This is a genomic window from Falsiroseomonas sp. HW251, from assembly GCF_050563545.1.
GTDB lineage: Bacteria > Pseudomonadota > Alphaproteobacteria > Acetobacterales > Acetobacteraceae > Falsiroseomonas.
Genome location: NZ_JBNXUM010000016.1, coordinates 100,630 through 114,915, shown reverse-complemented (window position 1 = coordinate 114,915; position 14,286 = coordinate 100,630). Strand labels below are relative to the sequence as shown.

At 72.9% G+C, this 14,286-nt stretch carries 15 protein-coding genes; 1 reads left to right on the top strand and 14 read right to left on the bottom strand.

Going from position 1 to position 14,286, the window contains the following annotated elements:
- Window positions 1–4: 4 nt before the first annotated feature.
- The gene (locus ACLF3M_RS19745) at window positions 5–889 is read right to left on the bottom strand and encodes a DUF697 domain-containing protein (protein ID WP_430658683.1); all 885 of its coding nucleotides are present in this window, start codon (window positions 887–889) and stop codon (window positions 5–7) included.
- Complete coding sequence (locus ACLF3M_RS19740; protein WP_430658682.1) at window positions 886–2,349, bottom strand: YcjX family protein; 1,464 nt, start codon at window positions 2,347–2,349, stop codon at window positions 886–888. Before ACLF3M_RS19740 ends, ACLF3M_RS19745 begins: the two co-directional genes overlap by 4 nt.
- Window positions 2,350–2,471: 122 nt before the next feature.
- Here ACLF3M_RS19740 and ACLF3M_RS19735 point away from each other — a divergent pair, with 122 nt between their 5' ends.
- On the top strand, window positions 2,472–3,152 hold the full coding sequence (locus ACLF3M_RS19735) for a hypothetical protein (protein WP_430658681.1): 681 nt from the start codon (window positions 2,472–2,474) through the stop codon (window positions 3,150–3,152).
- Between the two features lie 100 nt (window positions 3,153–3,252).
- Here ACLF3M_RS19735 and ACLF3M_RS19730 read toward each other — a convergent pair whose 3' ends face one another.
- From ACLF3M_RS19730 to ACLF3M_RS19675, 12 genes are all read right to left on the bottom strand, one after another.
- Window positions 3,253–3,468, bottom strand: coding sequence for a glycine zipper family protein (locus tag ACLF3M_RS19730; protein WP_430658680.1), 216 nt, complete (start codon window positions 3,466–3,468; stop codon window positions 3,253–3,255).
- A 12-nt stretch (window positions 3,469–3,480) separates the two neighbouring features.
- Window positions 3,481–3,906: a Rap1a/Tai family immunity protein gene (locus tag ACLF3M_RS19725; protein ID WP_430658679.1), complete on the bottom strand. Its 426-nt coding sequence runs from the start codon at window positions 3,904–3,906 to the stop codon at window positions 3,481–3,483.
- Between the two features lie 130 nt (window positions 3,907–4,036).
- Window positions 4,037–4,429: a lactoylglutathione lyase gene (gene gloA, locus ACLF3M_RS19720; protein WP_430658678.1), complete on the bottom strand. Its 393-nt coding sequence runs from the start codon at window positions 4,427–4,429 to the stop codon at window positions 4,037–4,039.
- On the bottom strand, window positions 4,426–5,295 hold the full coding sequence (locus ACLF3M_RS19715) for an LpxI family protein (protein WP_430658677.1): 870 nt from the start codon (window positions 5,293–5,295) through the stop codon (window positions 4,426–4,428). The genes gloA and ACLF3M_RS19715 overlap by 4 nt, the downstream gene beginning before the upstream one ends.
- A gap of 1 nt (window position 5,296) precedes the next feature.
- Window positions 5,297–6,142, bottom strand: coding sequence for an acyl-ACP--UDP-N-acetylglucosamine O-acyltransferase (gene lpxA / locus ACLF3M_RS19710; RefSeq protein ID WP_430658676.1), 846 nt, complete (start codon window positions 6,140–6,142; stop codon window positions 5,297–5,299).
- A gap of 7 nt (window positions 6,143–6,149) precedes the next feature.
- Window positions 6,150–6,626: a 3-hydroxyacyl-ACP dehydratase FabZ gene (gene fabZ, locus ACLF3M_RS19705; protein ID WP_430658675.1), complete on the bottom strand. Its 477-nt coding sequence runs from the start codon at window positions 6,624–6,626 to the stop codon at window positions 6,150–6,152.
- A 16-nt stretch (window positions 6,627–6,642) separates the two neighbouring features.
- On the bottom strand, window positions 6,643–7,671 hold the full coding sequence (lpxD, locus tag ACLF3M_RS19700) for a UDP-3-O-(3-hydroxymyristoyl)glucosamine N-acyltransferase (RefSeq protein ID WP_430658674.1): 1,029 nt from the start codon (window positions 7,669–7,671) through the stop codon (window positions 6,643–6,645).
- A 10-nt stretch (window positions 7,672–7,681) separates the two neighbouring features.
- On the bottom strand, window positions 7,682–8,494 hold the full coding sequence (locus ACLF3M_RS19695; protein WP_430658673.1) for an OmpH family outer membrane protein: 813 nt from the start codon (window positions 8,492–8,494) through the stop codon (window positions 7,682–7,684).
- 23 nt (window positions 8,495–8,517) lie between these two features.
- A complete protein-coding gene (bamA, locus tag ACLF3M_RS19690; RefSeq protein WP_430658672.1) occupies window positions 8,518–10,905 on the bottom strand; it encodes an outer membrane protein assembly factor BamA in 2,388 nt (795 codons plus the stop codon).
- A 151-nt stretch (window positions 10,906–11,056) separates the two neighbouring features.
- Window positions 11,057–12,166, bottom strand: a complete 1,110-nt coding sequence (gene rseP, locus ACLF3M_RS19685; RefSeq protein ID WP_430658671.1) for an RIP metalloprotease RseP — start codon at window positions 12,164–12,166, stop codon at window positions 11,057–11,059.
- Window positions 12,167–12,240: 74 nt separating this feature from the next.
- Entirely contained in the window at window positions 12,241–13,407 is a 1,167-nt protein-coding gene (gene dxr, locus ACLF3M_RS19680; RefSeq protein ID WP_430658670.1) for a 1-deoxy-D-xylulose-5-phosphate reductoisomerase, read from the bottom strand.
- Window positions 13,407–14,267 (bottom strand): phosphatidate cytidylyltransferase, encoded by an 861-nt coding sequence (locus ACLF3M_RS19675; protein ID WP_430658669.1) that lies wholly within the window; start codon window positions 14,265–14,267, stop codon window positions 13,407–13,409. The genes dxr and ACLF3M_RS19675 overlap by 1 nt, the downstream gene beginning before the upstream one ends.
- Between the last annotated feature and the right edge of the window lie 19 nt (window positions 14,268–14,286).

The window sequence follows — 14,286 nt, the reverse complement described above, 5'->3', positions numbered from 1 at the left end:
GCGGCTAGCCCCGCTCCGGCGGCAGGATCCGGCAGGCCCGGGCGGCGGCGCGCGCCAGCATCAGCATCCGGCGCGCCGCGACCGCGCCCTTGCCGGCCTCGCCGGCCAGCTTCTCCACCAGCGGGTTTGTGACCACGGCGCGCGTCGCAGCGTCGATCGCGACATCCGCGGCGGCGACCGCGCCGGCCTCGAAGATCGCGCGGCGCAGCAGCGACACCGTACCCGCAAGGCCCGGCCGCAACCCATGGATCGCCGCGACTTCGCGCACCAGGCGCACGCCGCGCCAGGCGAAGAAGACGGCGTCCAGCGCCGGCGAGGGCACCACCGCGGTGGCCGCGAAGGCCTGCGTCGCCGCGGCCCGGCCCGCCGCGGCCGAGGCGCGGTCGAGCTCCGCGAGCGGCCCGGCTTCCAGCAGCGCGGCGAAGCTATCGAGGTCGTTGGCCCCGCGCAGCGCTTCGCGCATGCCCTGCGCGGCCGGCGTGCGCGCCGCCCAGGCGAGCGTCGCGTCCCGCGCCGCCACGTAGTCGCGCCGCGCAAAGGCTTCCCGCGCGCGGTCCACGGCGTGCAGGGACCACAGGCCGCGCAGTTCGCGCAGGAAGGCCCAGGCGATCAGCCCATAGCCCAGCACCGCGACGGTGAGCGTGATCCAGCCCTGCCACGCGCCGCGTGCGAACTGGTCCTGGACGAAGTTCGCGACGTCGAGCAGCGAAAGCCCGACCAGAAGCACCGAGACGCCGGAGGCGGCGAGCGACAGCGCCGACCAGCGCCGTGGCGGCCGCGGCGCGGCGACGGGGGCTACCGCCTGCTCCCAGCCGAAATCCAGCCTCGGCGCGGGCGCCGCGGACTCCTCGAGGATCACGCGCGGACCCCGCGGGGCGCCTTCGCTCACAGCAGGTCTCCGATCAACGCCGCCAGCAGCGCGTCTAGACCCAGATGGGGAATGCCGGCGGCGCCGTCACCCACGAGGCGCGGGGGCTGGAAGACCGGCATCTCGAAGAAGGCGTGCTCCCAGAAATCGGGCGCGGGCCGGCGCGGCGGGACCTCGCCGGCATAGACTGTGGCGCTGCGGCCGCCATCGAGCAGCACGCCGCGCACGGCCGCGAAGGGCCGGCCCTCCAGCGTGGCCACCGCATCCTCCGTGCAGCGGATCGCAGCGATGGCGTGCACCGACGTCGCGGCATCAAGCGGCCCTGCGGGATCGCGGCCCACAAGGTCACCGAGCAGCCCGACCAGCGATTCCCGCGCGCGCGCCGGCACGTGGTCCGCCTTGGTCGCGGCGAAGCCGACGCGGCGCACCCCCTGCCCCGTCAGCAGGTCGAGCAGGCCGAGCCCGCCGCGCAGGCTGCCAGACACGGCGGCAAGCGCCTCGGCCGTGTCGTCGAAGGCTTCCTCCCCGGCATGCAGCGCCCCCAGCGCATCCACCAGCACGGCCTGGCGGTGGAAGCGGCGGAAGAAGGGGTCGAAGAAACCGGCGCGCGCATCCTCGAGATAGGCCGCATGGCGCCGCGCCATCAGGTCGGCCAGCGGCCCACCCTCGGGATGCGGCAGGGGGAAGAACCAGAGCAGCGGTGCGTCCCCGCGCGGCCCGGGGTTCAGCACGCGCCCGGGCTGGAGGAAGCGGAAGCCCAGCCGGTCGCGGCAGGTCAGCAGCGCCTCGCGGTACAGCGCGAAGCCCTGGCGCGCGATCGCCTCCTCGGCCGGCGCCTTGGCGGGCAGGGCATCGACGAAGCCGAGGAACCCGGCCGCCGCCTCGGCCCGCTTGCCGCGGCGCAGCCGGGCCAGCGTCGCGCGCGACCAGTCCGGCCAGGACTGGCCGAGCATCGGCAGGTCCAGCAGCCACTCCCCGGGATAGTCGAGCAGTTCCAGCGTGACGCGCCGCGGCCCCGCGAAGGCGGCCCGCGCCTGGCCCAGCATGGTTCGCGGTTCCAGCTCCAGCGCGAGTTCCAGCGTGGAAAGGTCGTCCGTGCGCGCCGGCCAGCGCGGCGGGTCGGCGGCCAGCGCCAGCAGATGGCCCGTCGCATCGAAGCGCGGCGTCGCCTGCGTCTCGGCCGGCACAAGGCGCACCCGGCGCAGCCGCCCGCCCGCCGCGGCCTCCAGCGCCGGCAGGGTCCGCGCCCCCTGCCCCGCTGCGAGGAGGTTCGCCACCAGCGAGGTCAGGAACACCGTCTTGCCCGCGCGCGACAGGCCGGTCACGGCCAGCCGCACCCGATCGCGCCCCGCCAGCGCGCGCATCAGGTCGCCGGCGCCGGCCAGCGCGTCCTCGAAGGGGACGAGAAGCGAGGGGGTGGGCAGGTCGGGCCTCCGGCGCGGCGTTGGGACAGCAAGAGCCCAGCCCCTCCGATCCCGCAAGACGCCGGTCTTGCACCGCATCGAAACCGCCCCTGCACAGCCATGCGTCACGCCCATGGGCCGTTCCGGTGTTCCTTCCCGCATCGAAGCCGCCCGCGCGGCGAGGAACGGGAGACCATCGAATGACCACGCGGCCCGCGACTGCATTGCCGCCGGTCCACCCTTTCGCGCAGGACGCGGCGGGCTGGGGTCTGGAAAAGGACAACCTCGCGCTCATCGAGGCCGAGGGCGCAGCAATGCCCCTGCTGCTCGGCGGCCTCGGCGGCGACTCCGCATCCCGCGGCGCGCTGCTCGCCAGCTTCCAGCTCGATGCGTCCACCCTGCCCGGCATCGGCGCGCGCACCTGCTTCGCGGGCCAGCTGCGCCTCGATTTCCGTGGCGGCGAGGTCGCGGAGCTCGAGATCCGGCGCCTGGAGTGGCGCAGCCCGACCACACTCTTCGCCGAGATCCCCTTCTCCGCCGGCGTGGGCGGAGAGCCGATCTACGATGCCGAACCCGGCCGGATCGCCCGCCTGGTTGCGTACTGGGCCAGGACGGAGGGCGCGAAGCCCACCCTGGCCGCGTCCGCGCGCGCCGGGGTGCGCAGTGCCACGCAGGCCGCGGCGGTCGCCAGGGACGCGGCCACCCGCAATGCCCGGGGGGCCCGCGCTCTGGACGCCAGCGCGACCTCCCGCGCGCATCACCTCTGGTGGGCCGCCAAGCGCGAGGAGGAGGCGGAGCGCCAGCTTCAGCTCGCGGTCCGCCTGCGCCGCCTGCAGGCGGAGCTTGCCGGCACGACCGATCCGGCGGCGCGCAGCGCCTGAAGACGAGACGCGGCGCCGCCATCCGGGGGTGGCGGTGCCGCCGGCCGGGGGGATGCGAGGGCGATACCGGACCGCCCCGCGTCTCCCCGGCCTCAGCCGGTCAGCGCGACCGGCCCACGAAGTAGCCGCCGGCCGCCCCGGTGCCGGCGCCGATCAGGGCGCCCCAGCCCGCATTGCCCGAGAGCGAGCCGAGCGCCGCGCCGCCGACCGCGCCGATCGCGGCGCCGGTGGCGGTGGAGCGCTGCGTCTCGTTCATGTTGGCGCAGCCGCCGAGCGTCAGGGCCGCGATGACGGGCAGGACGAGGATCTTGCGCATCGTCGCTCTCCTTTATTGGGTCGCGCCGCGCCGAGAGGCGCGGGTCTGGCTAGGCGGGCAGGGATAGGTGGCCTCGCCGAAGCGCGTCACGCCTTCGACCGCGGGGGTGGCGCCGTATTGCGGGTTCGCCGCGACCCAGCCGACGAAGGCGCCACGCACCTGATCAAGCGAGGGGCGGGGGTTCGGCAGGCAGAAATAGGGCCTGACGCCGACGCCGGGCTGCGTCAGGGCGGAATGCAGCTGCCCCACGCCCATCAGGAAGCCGTGGCAGAAATTGACGGCCGAGACCACGTACTGGTCGGTCTGCGTCGCGCCGCACAGCGCCGCGAGGTCGGACGTCTTCCCCCCGCCGAAATTGTCGCCCGTGACCTGGGCGCGGCCGGGCAGCGCCGGCAGGCAGAGCCCCGCCGCCAGCGCCGCGATCGCGATGAACCGCATGCTTGTCCCTCCCGCGGGGCGCGCCGGGTCGGCGCGCGAGCCGCTGGGGGAACCATCGCGCGCCCGCAGCCGCGCGATCAAGCAGCGGGACGTATCGGTTTCCGTGCCCCGCGTCCCGCGAAACGGATCCTCAGCGCTGGATCAGCTCGATCTTGTAGCCGTCGGGGTCCTCGACGAAGGCGATGATCGTGGTGCCGAACTTCACGGGACCCGCCTCGCGCGTCACCTTGCCGCCGCCCTTGCGCACGGCCTCGCAGGCCGCGGCGACGTCCGGCACGCCGACCGCGAGATGGCCGAAGGCGTTGCCGTGCTCGTATTTCTCGACGCCGTAATTGTAGGTCAGCTCGATCTCGCCCTGCCCCTCGGCATTGCCGGTGCCGTAGCCCAGGAAGGCCAGGGTGTATTTGCCGTCCGGCACGTCGCGCCGGCGCAGCTCCTTCATGCCGAGGAGCTCGGTGTAGAACTTCACGCTCCGGTCGAGATCGCCGACCCGGATCATGGTGTGCAGGAACTTGCCGCTCATGGCGTCTTCTCCTCGGCGAGGTAGTGGTGCGGTCTGATGGCGATCAGGAAGAGGCCGGCGGCCTCCGCCGCCGCGATGGTCTCCTCGCGGTCGACGACGAGCGTGCCGGCGACGCCGGCGCGAGCCTCGATCGCGATTCCGCGCAGCCCCGCTGCGACGGCGCCGGCGATCGTCTCGGGCCCGATCACCGGCAGGTCGGCGCGGATGTCCTGGCGCGGCTTGACCAGCTTCACCAGCACGCCGCCTGGGCCTTCCCGCCTGACGCCGGCGCAGCGCGCCAGCATCCCGTCGGTTCCCTCGATCGCCTCGATCGCGAGGACCAGCCCCTGCTGCACCACGCAGCACTGCCCGACATCGGCGCTGCCCAGCGCGAGCGCGACCTCGATGCCGCGCAGGATGTCCGCGCGGGCCTGGTCGTCCGGGGCATGCGTCGTCAGCAGGCCGGGCTCAACCGTGAGGTCGGCCAGCACTTCCTGGGCGCCGCGGGCGACAAAGCCTTCCTCCTCGATCAGCTTCAGGATCGCGGAGAGCAGCCCGTCGTCGCCACCGAAGATCGCGCGCTTGCCGAGCCGCCCGACCATGCGCAGGCCCTCCGCGTCGAAGCGGAAGGACAGCAGCGAGGGCCGCGCCACGCGCCCTGCAAGAACGAGTTCCTTCACGCCGCGCGCCCGCAGCAGCGACAGCATCTGCCCGACCTGGCCGAGGGGGACGACCTCGTGCGGGACGCGCGCATAGTCCGCGGGCTTCGCGAAGCCCTGGACCAGGATGCAGAACACCTCGCGGCCCGACTTCAGCCCGGCATCGGCGATGCGCTGCGGCATGACGCCGGCGCCGGCGATCAGGCCGAGCGGCCCGGCATCGCTCACGTCAGGCTTCCGCGTCTTCGTCCTCGGCCGCGCGGCCGAAGGGGCAGAGGCCGTGACGGCCGCGGTCGCGCGCGAAGGACGCGATCTCGGCGACCTGAGCATTGCCGGGATGGGCGGCTTCGACGGCGTCCGCGCTCTCCTCCGGGCGGCCGCCGCGGTAGAGGTCGTGCACGGCGCGCGCGATCACGATGACCTGCTCCTTGGACAGGCCGACGCGGCGGCGCAGCGCGATGGTGTTGAGCCCTGCGAACTTCGCGCGGTAGCCCTTCACCCGGCCGAAGGGCAGCACGTTGCGCTCGACGCCCGCCATGCCGGTTACGAGAGCCATGCGCCCGATGCGGACGAATTGCTGCACGCCCGCGGCGCCCTGCAGCACGGCGTAGTCACCGATCTCGACATGGCCCGCGAGCATCACGTTGTTGACCAGCACGACGCCGTTCCCGACGCGGCAGTCATGGCCGACATGGGCGACGCACATGATCAGGCAATCGCTGCCGATGCGCGTCATGCCGTCGCCGCCGACGCTGCCGCGATGGATGGTCGCGTGTTCCCGCACATGGGTCCGCGCGCCGATCATCACGCCCGTCGGCTCGCCCTTGTACTTCAGGTCCTGGGGCGGCAGGCCGATGGTCGCAAACGGTGACACGCGCACGCCATCGCCGAGCGTCACCCGGCCGTCGAGCACGACATGGGCAACGAGTTCGACACCGGCACCGAGCACGCAGTCCGGGCCGACGACGCAGCCCGGGCCGATGCGGCTGCCAGGTCCGATGCGCGCGCCGTCAGCCACGAAGGCGCCGGGCGAGATGACGGCATCGCTGGCGATGCCCGGGGTGGGAAGGTCCAAGGGGCGGCTACCGGTCCAGGATCATCGCGGAATAGGTGGCCTCGGCGACGACCTTGCCGTCCACCTTCGCCTCCGCCTCGAACTTCCAGATGTTGCCGCGCTGCTTCTGCTTGACGACATGCACCCGCATCTGGTCGCCGGGCACGACGGGCTTGCGGAACTTCGCGCCCTCGACGGTCATGAAATACACGAGCTTGCCTTCGGCCGAGGGGCCGAGCGTCTCCACCACCAGCACGGCGGCGGTCTGGGCCATGCTCTCGATGATGAGCACGCCGGGGAGGACGGGGTGGGCGGGGAAGTGGCCCTGGAAGAAGTTCTCGTTGATCGAGACGTTCTTGATGCCGACCGCGCTCTTGTCGGCGACGATCTCCACGACCCGGTCCACCAGCAGGAAGGGATAGCGGTGCGGGATCGCCTGCATGATGCGGGCGATGTCGTAGGTGCCGACGCTTCCTTCGGTGCCGGCGCTGGCGGTCGCGTCCATGGTGCTGCTTCTTCCCCTATCCGCGCGCGGGCTTCTGCCCGAGCTTGCGGAGCGCCGCAACGGCCCTGAGCGTCTCCCTCGCGGGCCAGGCGGGGCTGCCGACGACGTCGGTTCCGGCGGGGATGTCGTTCATCACGCCGGACTGCGCGCCGGCGCGCACGCGGTCGCCGAGCGTGAGATGCCCGGTCACCCCGGCCTGCCCGCCCAGCACCACGCCGTTGCCGAGCGTCGCCGACCCGGAGATCCCGACCTGCGCGACGATCACGCAGGCCTGGCCCGTCTTCACGTTGTGCGCGACCTGCACGAGGTTATCGAGCCTGGTGCCGGCGCCGATCACCGTGTCGCCCTGGCTGCCGCGGTCCACGCAGGAATTGGCGCCGATCTCGACCCCGTCGCCCAGCACCACGCGGCCGAGCTGGGGCATCGTCTCGAAGCGGCCGTCGGGTGTCACGGCGAAGCCGAAGCCTTCCTGCCCGACCCGCGCGCCGGGATGCAGCACCACGCCGCGCCCGGCCAGGGCATGGGTGATGGAAGCATGCGGGCCGATCCGGCACCCATCCCCAAGCACGACGCCCGGCCCGACATAGGCATGGGCCGAGAGGATGCAGTGCGCGCCGACCTGCGCGCCGGCCTCGACCACCGCGTAGGCGCCGATCTCGCAGCCCGGGCCGACGGTCGCGTCGGGGTCCACCACTGCCGTCGGGTGGATTCCCGCCCGTGGCGACGGGCGCGGATGCAGCCGGGCCGCGATGCGGGCGAAGCCGAGATAGGGCTGCGCGGTCACGATCGCGGCGACGCCGGCCGGCAGCTTTTCCACGAAATCGGCCGACAGGACCACTGCCGCCGCCCGCGTGCCGGCGAGTTGCGCCGCATAGCGCCGGTTGTCGAGGAAGGAGACCTCCTGCGGTCCCGCACCGTCGAGCGGTCCCACGCCGGCGACGCGCGCGCCGGGATCGCCGCCGCGCAACTCGCCGCCGGCGATCGCCGCAGCCTCGGACAGGCTCAGCGCCGGGCCGGCGGCATGGAAGCGCGGGTCGGCCGCCACCGCGCGCGGCTCAGCGCGAGGGCTGCGGCGCCGGCGGGCGGGCCGGGGCGGGCGCCGGGGCATTGGCCGGGCGCGGGGCGGGAGCCGGGGCGGGGGCCGGCGCCTCGGCCGCGGCGGCTTCCGGCGGCATCTGCCCCTCGGCGGGCAGGTTCACCGTCCGCAGCACGCGGTTGAGCTGCGCCGTGACCTCCTCCGTGATGTCGAAGCCGGCGTCGTTGAAGATGATGAGCGGCCGCGGCAGCACGAGGTTCACCCCGCGCGAGGACGCGACCTGCCGGATCACCGCGCCGAGCGCCTGCTCGATCTGCTGGAGGCCGACCTGGGTCGAGGCCTCGATCGCGCGCTGGCGGTCGCGGAAGATGCGCTGGCTGTCGGTGATGCGGTCCTGCAGCTGGCGCTCGCGGTCGCGCAGCACCTCGGGCGGCAGGGTGGCGCGGGCGCCGGCGAGGGCCTGCTGCTCCTCGCGCCAGCGGCCCTGCTCGCGCTGCAGGTCGTCGTTCAGCCGGGCGCGGCGGCGCTCGATCTCCTCGCGCACCTGGTTGAAGGCAGCGGAGAGGCGGTTGACCTCCTGCACGTCCAGCATGGCGATGACCGGCGCTGGGGGGCGCTGGCCGGCCGCGGGGCGCTGCCCCGGCGGCTGTGCCTGGCCGGGCTGGCCCGGCCGCTGCTGGGCCGGCTGCGCCTGGCCCTGGCCCTGGGGCCGCTGCTGGCCCGGAATGAACCAGTCCTGGCCCTGCTGCTGGCCGAGGGCGGGTCCGGGCGCCAGCCAGGCCGCCAGGGGCAGCGCGAGCAGGAGGCCGGGAAGAAGGGGGCGCAGACGCATGAAGTATGGTTTCCCGTGGATAGTCAGAAGCGCGTGCCGAAGCCGAAGCGCACGAGCTGGGTCACGTCGTAGCTTTCCTTCACCAGCGCCTGGGCGACGTCGACGTTGATCAGCCCCGCCGGCGTGCGCCAGGACAGGCCGACGCCGGCGCCGACGCGGATGAGCTGGCTGTCCGCCACCGTCGGGCCCGACACGCCGGGGTTGGTCAGGCTGCCGACATCGACAAAGGCGCGGCCGAGCAGCCCGAGTTCCTGCGGCAGCGGCAGCGGGAAGCGGAACTCCGAGGAGCCCGTCCAGATGAAGCGGCCGCCGAGCGCGCCGTTGTTGCCCGCGGACAGGTCGCGCGGGCCGGCGCCCGCGAGCTGGAAGCCGCGGAGGTTGTCGCCGCCAAGGAAGAAGCGGTCGATGATGCGCTCCTGCACCCCGCCCCAGGGGCTCAGGATGCCGGTGCCGGCATTGAAGACGAGCACGTAGTCGGGGTCGCCGAGCAGCCTCTCAAACGGGATGTAGTAGGCGACGTCGAGGCGGCCGCGCAGGTAGTTCACGTCGCCGCCGATGCCCGCGAAGTCGCCGCCGAGGCGCACGATGTAGCCCGACTTCGGCTCCACGCGGTTGTCGCGGCGGTCGTAGGCCATCGTCGTGCTGATCTGCGACAGCAGCGTCTCGCCCTGCTGGGCGATGATGAAGGGGCTGGCCGATGTGGTGAGGTCGTAGATGTTCCGCTGCACCAGGCTGTACGACCAGCCCTGCCGCAGGAACTCGTTGAACTCGTAACCCGCCCGCGCCACGAAGCCGTAGCGGCGCTCGTTGTAGCCCGCGACCGTCTGGAGGTTGCGGTTGAGGTAGAAGATGTCCGCGCCCGCCGCCAGGTTGCGGCCGAGGAAGGCCGGGTCGGTGATGCCGAAATCCACCTGGCTGCGCCGCTGCGCCAGCACCGCCTGGAGGCGTGCATCCACGCCGGTGCCGAGGAAGTTTCGCTCGCGGATGCCGAAATCCGCGAGGAAGCCGGCGTCGGTCGAGAAGCCGCCGCCCAGCGAAACCTCGCCCGTCGGGCGCTCCGCGACGGAGGTGTTGAGCATTACGCGGTCGGGGCGCGAGCCGGGGCTCGGCTGGACGTCCACGTTGCTGAAGAAGCCGAGGTCACGCAGGCGCTGGCGCGACCGGCGCAGCAGCGCCGCATTCAGCGGGTCGCCTTCCGCGACGCGGAACTCGCGGCGGATGACGCGGTCCTCGGTGCGGGTGTTGCCGCTGATCTCGATGCGCTCGACATAGGTCCGCGGACCCTCGCCGATCTCGAAGACGATGTTGACGCTCTGCGCCGCGCGGTCGCGGTTGATACGCGGGCGCACCTCCACGAAGGGCTGGCCCTGCAGCGCCGGGCTTTCCGTGATGGAATCCACGGCGCGTTCCACCGCCTCGCCGTCATACCAGTCGCCGGTCGAGATCGGCAGGGAGCCGCGGATGCGGTCGGTGTCCACGTTGCGCAGCGTGGTCGTCACCTCGACCGTGCCGACGCGGTAGCGGGTGCCTTCGTTGATCGTGAAGGTCACGAAGAAGCCGCTGCGGTCGGGCGCGAGTTCGGCCGTGGCGTTGGACACCTCGACGTCGGCGTAGCCGCGGCGGAGGTAGTAGCGGCGGATCAGCTCCTTGTCGAAGTTCAGCCTCTCCGGGTCGTAGATGTCGGAGGAGGAGAACAGGCGGTACCACGCCTCCTCGCGCGTCTGGATGACGTCGCGCAACGTGCGGTCGGAATAGGCGGTGTTACCGACGAAGCTGATGCGGCTGATCAGCGCGGCGGGGCCTTCGTTGATCTCGAAGACGACGTCCACCCGGTTCTGGTCGAGCTGGATGATCTTCGGCTCCACCGTCGCGGCGAAGCGGCCGCGGCGGGCGTAGAGCTCGGTGATCAGGCCGCGGTCGTACTGTGCGGCCTGCGGCGTGAAGACGGCGCGCGGCTTCAGCGTCAGCAGGGGCAGGATGTTGTCGTCGGAGACCTTGCTGTTGCCCTCGAGCGCGACGCGGTTGACGATCGGGTTCTCCTCGACGTTCACGGCGATGCGGTCGCCGTTGCGCGTGACGGTGACGTCGCGGAAGAGACCGGTGGCGAACAGCGTCCTCAGGCTGCGGTCGAGCCGGTCCGCGTCGAAGCGGTCGCCCGGCTGCAGCAGCATGTAGGAGCGGATGGTGTCTGCTTCGATGCGCTGGTTGCCGGTGACGTCGATCCCGCGCACGGCCTCGCCGGCCGGGACGGCGGGGCGGGCTTGGGGCGCTGGGGTCACAGCGGCCGGCCTGGCCGCGGGCGCGGCGGTCGGGCTGCGCGGTCGCGGCGGCTGCTGCGCCTCGGCGGGCAGCGAGGCAACGACCGGCAGGAAGAGGCTCGCGACGAGGAGAATGAGCCGGATGGCGGCCAAGGCGGACTTCCCTGGGGCGTGAGGAGCAGGCTTGTTCCTAGCCGAAGCCACCCCGCCCCGCCACCCTCGGACGCCCGCACGCCGCGTTTCGCGGGATTTCAGCGCCCTGCAGAGCGTCGCGACTCCGGCGACTCGCCGCCGGAGGCGCGGCTCAGCCGAACAGGCCGGCCGCCCAGCGCACCACGCCCAGATTCGCGAGGTCGTTCCAGGTCGCGAAGACGAAGAGCGCCATCAGCACCGCGAACCCCGCGCGGAAGCCGAGTTCCTGCGCCCTGGGCGGCAGGGGCCGGCCGCGGATCGCCTCCGCCGCGTAGAACAGCAGGTGGCCGCCATCCAGGATCGGGATGGGGAACAGGTTGATCAGGGCCAGGTTCACCGACAGCACCGCCATGAACGTGATCAGGCTGGCGAAGCCGAGCTTCGCGGCCTCGCCCGCGATCTTGCCGATACCGAGCGGCCCGCCGAGGTCGTCCGTGCCGCGGCTGCCCGTGATCATCTGCCCGACCGCGTGCAGCGTCTGGGTGGACACTTCCCAGGTCTGGACGGCGCCGGCCCATAGCGCGCTGAAGGGGTCGAGCCGCTCGAACTGCGCGGCGCCGGCGGTCACGCCGAGCACGCCGACGCTCCGCTCCCCGTTCGTCCGGGCCTCGGGCGTGATACGCAGGCTGCGCTCCCGGCCCTCCCGCTCGACGGTGACGGCAACCTCCTGCCCCGCGCGGGGCTGGATGTGGCGCTGCACCTGGTCGAAGCGGCTGATGGGCTGGCCGTCCAGGGCGACGATGCGATCGCCCGGCAGCAGCCCGGCGCGCTCGGCCGCCGAGTTCTCCATCACCGTCCCGATCGCGGTGGTGGCGCGCGGGATGCCGACCGTGCCGTAGACCAGGCCGAACAGCACCGCGGCGAGCAGGAAGTTCGCGATCGGCCCGGCGGCCACCACGATAGCGCGGTCCCGCACCGGCTTGTCATGGAAGGTCTCGCCCGCGCGCCAGCTCGCCTTGACCTCCTCGCTGACGTCGCCCGGCTGTTCCTGCCCGTGCAGCTTCACGTAGCCGCCGAGCGGGATCCAGCCGATCCGCCATTCCGTCCCGCGCACATCCATCCAGGAGGTGATCGGCCGGCCGAAGCCCACGGCGAAGCGCTCGACATGGATGCCCCGCCAGCGGGCGGCGAGGTAGTGGCCGAGCTCGTGGATGAAGACGAGCACGCCAAGCACCACGACGAAGGCGAGGACGGTGCGGATCGGGTCGGGCAGGAAGTCCAACGCTTGTCTCCGTGGGCCTCCCGGCCCGGTCTTGGAGCGGGTCGCCTGGCGGCGACAGCCCCTCCTCCAGATCTTCAGGCGAGCGCCGCCCTCGCCTCCGCCCTGCGGGCAGCCTCGGCGCGGGCGGCGGCATCGAGGGCGATGAGCCCGTCGAGCCCCGCCGGCGAGGCCGCCGGCAGCCCGGCCATCGTCTCCTCCACCACCGCGGCGATGTCGAGGAAGCCGATGCGCCGGTCGAGGAAGAGGCCGACCGCCGTCTCATTCGCGGCATTCAATATGGTGGGCGCGCCCCCGCCCGCCAACAGCGCTTCGCGCGCCAGGCGCAGCGCGGGGAAGCGGATGGGGTCGGGGGCGAAGAAATCCAGCCGGGCCAGGGCCGCCAGGTCCAGGCGGGGTATCTCCGCCATCATGCGCCGCGGCCAGGCGAGCGCATGCGCGATCGGGGTCCGCATGTCGGGGCTGCCGAGCTGGGCCAGGATCGAGCCGTCGGCATACTGCACCATGCCGTGAACGGCGGATTGCGGGTGCACCAGGACCTCGATCCGCTCCGGGGCAAGGCCGAAGAGCCGCGCCGCCTCGATCACCTCGAGCCCCTTGTTCATCATGGTGGCGCTGTCGACCGAGATCTTGGCCCCCATGGACCAGACGGGGTGCTTCAGTGCCTGGTCCGGAGTTACGCGGGCCATGCGCTCCAGCGGCCAGTCCCGGAAGGGGCCGCCGGATGCCGTCAGTACGATCTTCTCTATGCCCTTCCCGTCGCAGCCCGCCAGGCACTGGAAGACCGCGTTGTGCTCGGAATCCACCGGCAGCAGGGTCGCCCCACCCCGCTTCGCGGCGTCGAGCACCAACTCGGCCGCGCAGACCAGGCTTTCCTTGTTGGCCAGCGCCAGCGTCCCGCCGCGGGCGAGTGCCGCGAGTGTGGAGCGCAGCCCGACCGCGCCAACGATCGCGGCCATGGTCCAGTCCGCCGGCCGCGCCGCGGCTTCCACCACGGCCTCCGCGCCGGCGGCGACCTCGGTCCCGCTGCCGGCCAGCGCGTCCTTGAGCGCGGCGAAGCTGCCGGGGTCGGCGACGACCGCGAGCCGCGCTCGGAAGCGGCGGGCCTGGGCGGCGAGCGTCTCGACGTCGCGGTTGGCGACCAGCGCCTCGATGCGGAACTCGCCGGGCGCCGCGGCCTCCACCAGCGTCATGGTGGAGCGGCCGATCGACCCGGTCGCGCCGAGGATCGTCAGGCTGCGCATCACCAGCCCCAGAGCACCCGACCATAGCCGAGGCTGAAGGACAGCAGCGCGGCGACCGGCGCCGCGGCGAGCACGCCGTCCATCCGGTCCAGCAGGCCGCCATGGCCGGGAATGAGGTGGGAGCTGTCCTTCACGTCGAAATGCCGCTTGATCGCGCTTTCCAGGAGATCGCCTGCCTGTGAGGCTACGCCGAGAAGCACGGCGACCGCCACCACGGCGAGCAAGCGCGCCCCCGGAGTGAACGAGGTCGCGCAGACCAGCCCGACCAGCACCGCCGCCAGCAGCCCGCCGGCCGCCCCCGACCAGGTCTTGTTGGGCGAGACCGCGGGCCAGAGCTTCGGCCCGCCGAGGACGCGCCCGGCCATGTAGGCGCCGATGTCGGACGCCCAGACCACCACGAACAGGAACAGGACATTGGCTCGCCCGGCCTCGGTGTCGTGGCGGAGCTCGATCAGCGCGATGCCAGCCAGCCCGATATAGAGCACGCCGGCCGCGAGCCGCGCCGCGGGCTGGGTCAGCGTCTCCGCCATGGACTGGGCGAACCACCAGGTTAGGGCGAAGCCGACCAGCAGCACGAACAGCGCCCAGCGCACGTGGTCGGAGACGGCAAGCGAGCCGGCCGCGAAGACCGCGAGAGGCACGGCCATGCCGGGCATGACCCGCACGCGCCGGCCGCACATATGGACCCATTCCCAGGCCAACAGCGCGATGCCGATGGCGAGCATGCCGGCGAAGGCCTCGGCGCCGAGCCAGATGCAGGCGACGGCGGCGGGGCCGAGGATGGCTGCCGAGATCGCCCGCTTGCGCAGGTCGCCCCAGCGTTTCGCTTTCGCGGCAGCTAGGGCGGCGGCGTCAGACATCGCCAGGCAGCGAAAAGCC

Coding starts and splice junctions, on each gene's coding strand:
- ACLF3M_RS19735 (WP_430658681.1), top strand. CDS start 2,472: ATGACCACGCGGCCCGCGACTGCATTGCCGCCGGTCCACCCTTTCGCG.
- ACLF3M_RS19730 (WP_430658680.1), bottom strand. CDS start 3,468: ATGCGCAAGATCCTCGTCCTGCCCGTCATCGCGGCCCTGACGCTCGGC.
- ACLF3M_RS19725 (WP_430658679.1), bottom strand. CDS start 3,906: ATGCGGTTCATCGCGATCGCGGCGCTGGCGGCGGGGCTCTGCCTGCCG.
- gloA (WP_430658678.1), bottom strand. CDS start 4,429: ATGAGCGGCAAGTTCCTGCACACCATGATCCGGGTCGGCGATCTCGAC.
- fabZ (WP_430658675.1), bottom strand. CDS start 6,626: ATGGACGCGACCGCCAGCGCCGGCACCGAAGGAAGCGTCGGCACCTAC.
- ACLF3M_RS19695 (WP_430658673.1), bottom strand. CDS start 8,494: ATGCGTCTGCGCCCCCTTCTTCCCGGCCTCCTGCTCGCGCTGCCCCTG.
- dxr (WP_430658670.1), bottom strand. CDS start 13,407: ATGCGCAGCCTGACGATCCTCGGCGCGACCGGGTCGATCGGCCGCTCC.
- ACLF3M_RS19675 (WP_430658669.1), bottom strand. CDS start 14,267: ATGTCTGACGCCGCCGCCCTAGCTGCCGCGAAAGCGAAACGCTGGGGC.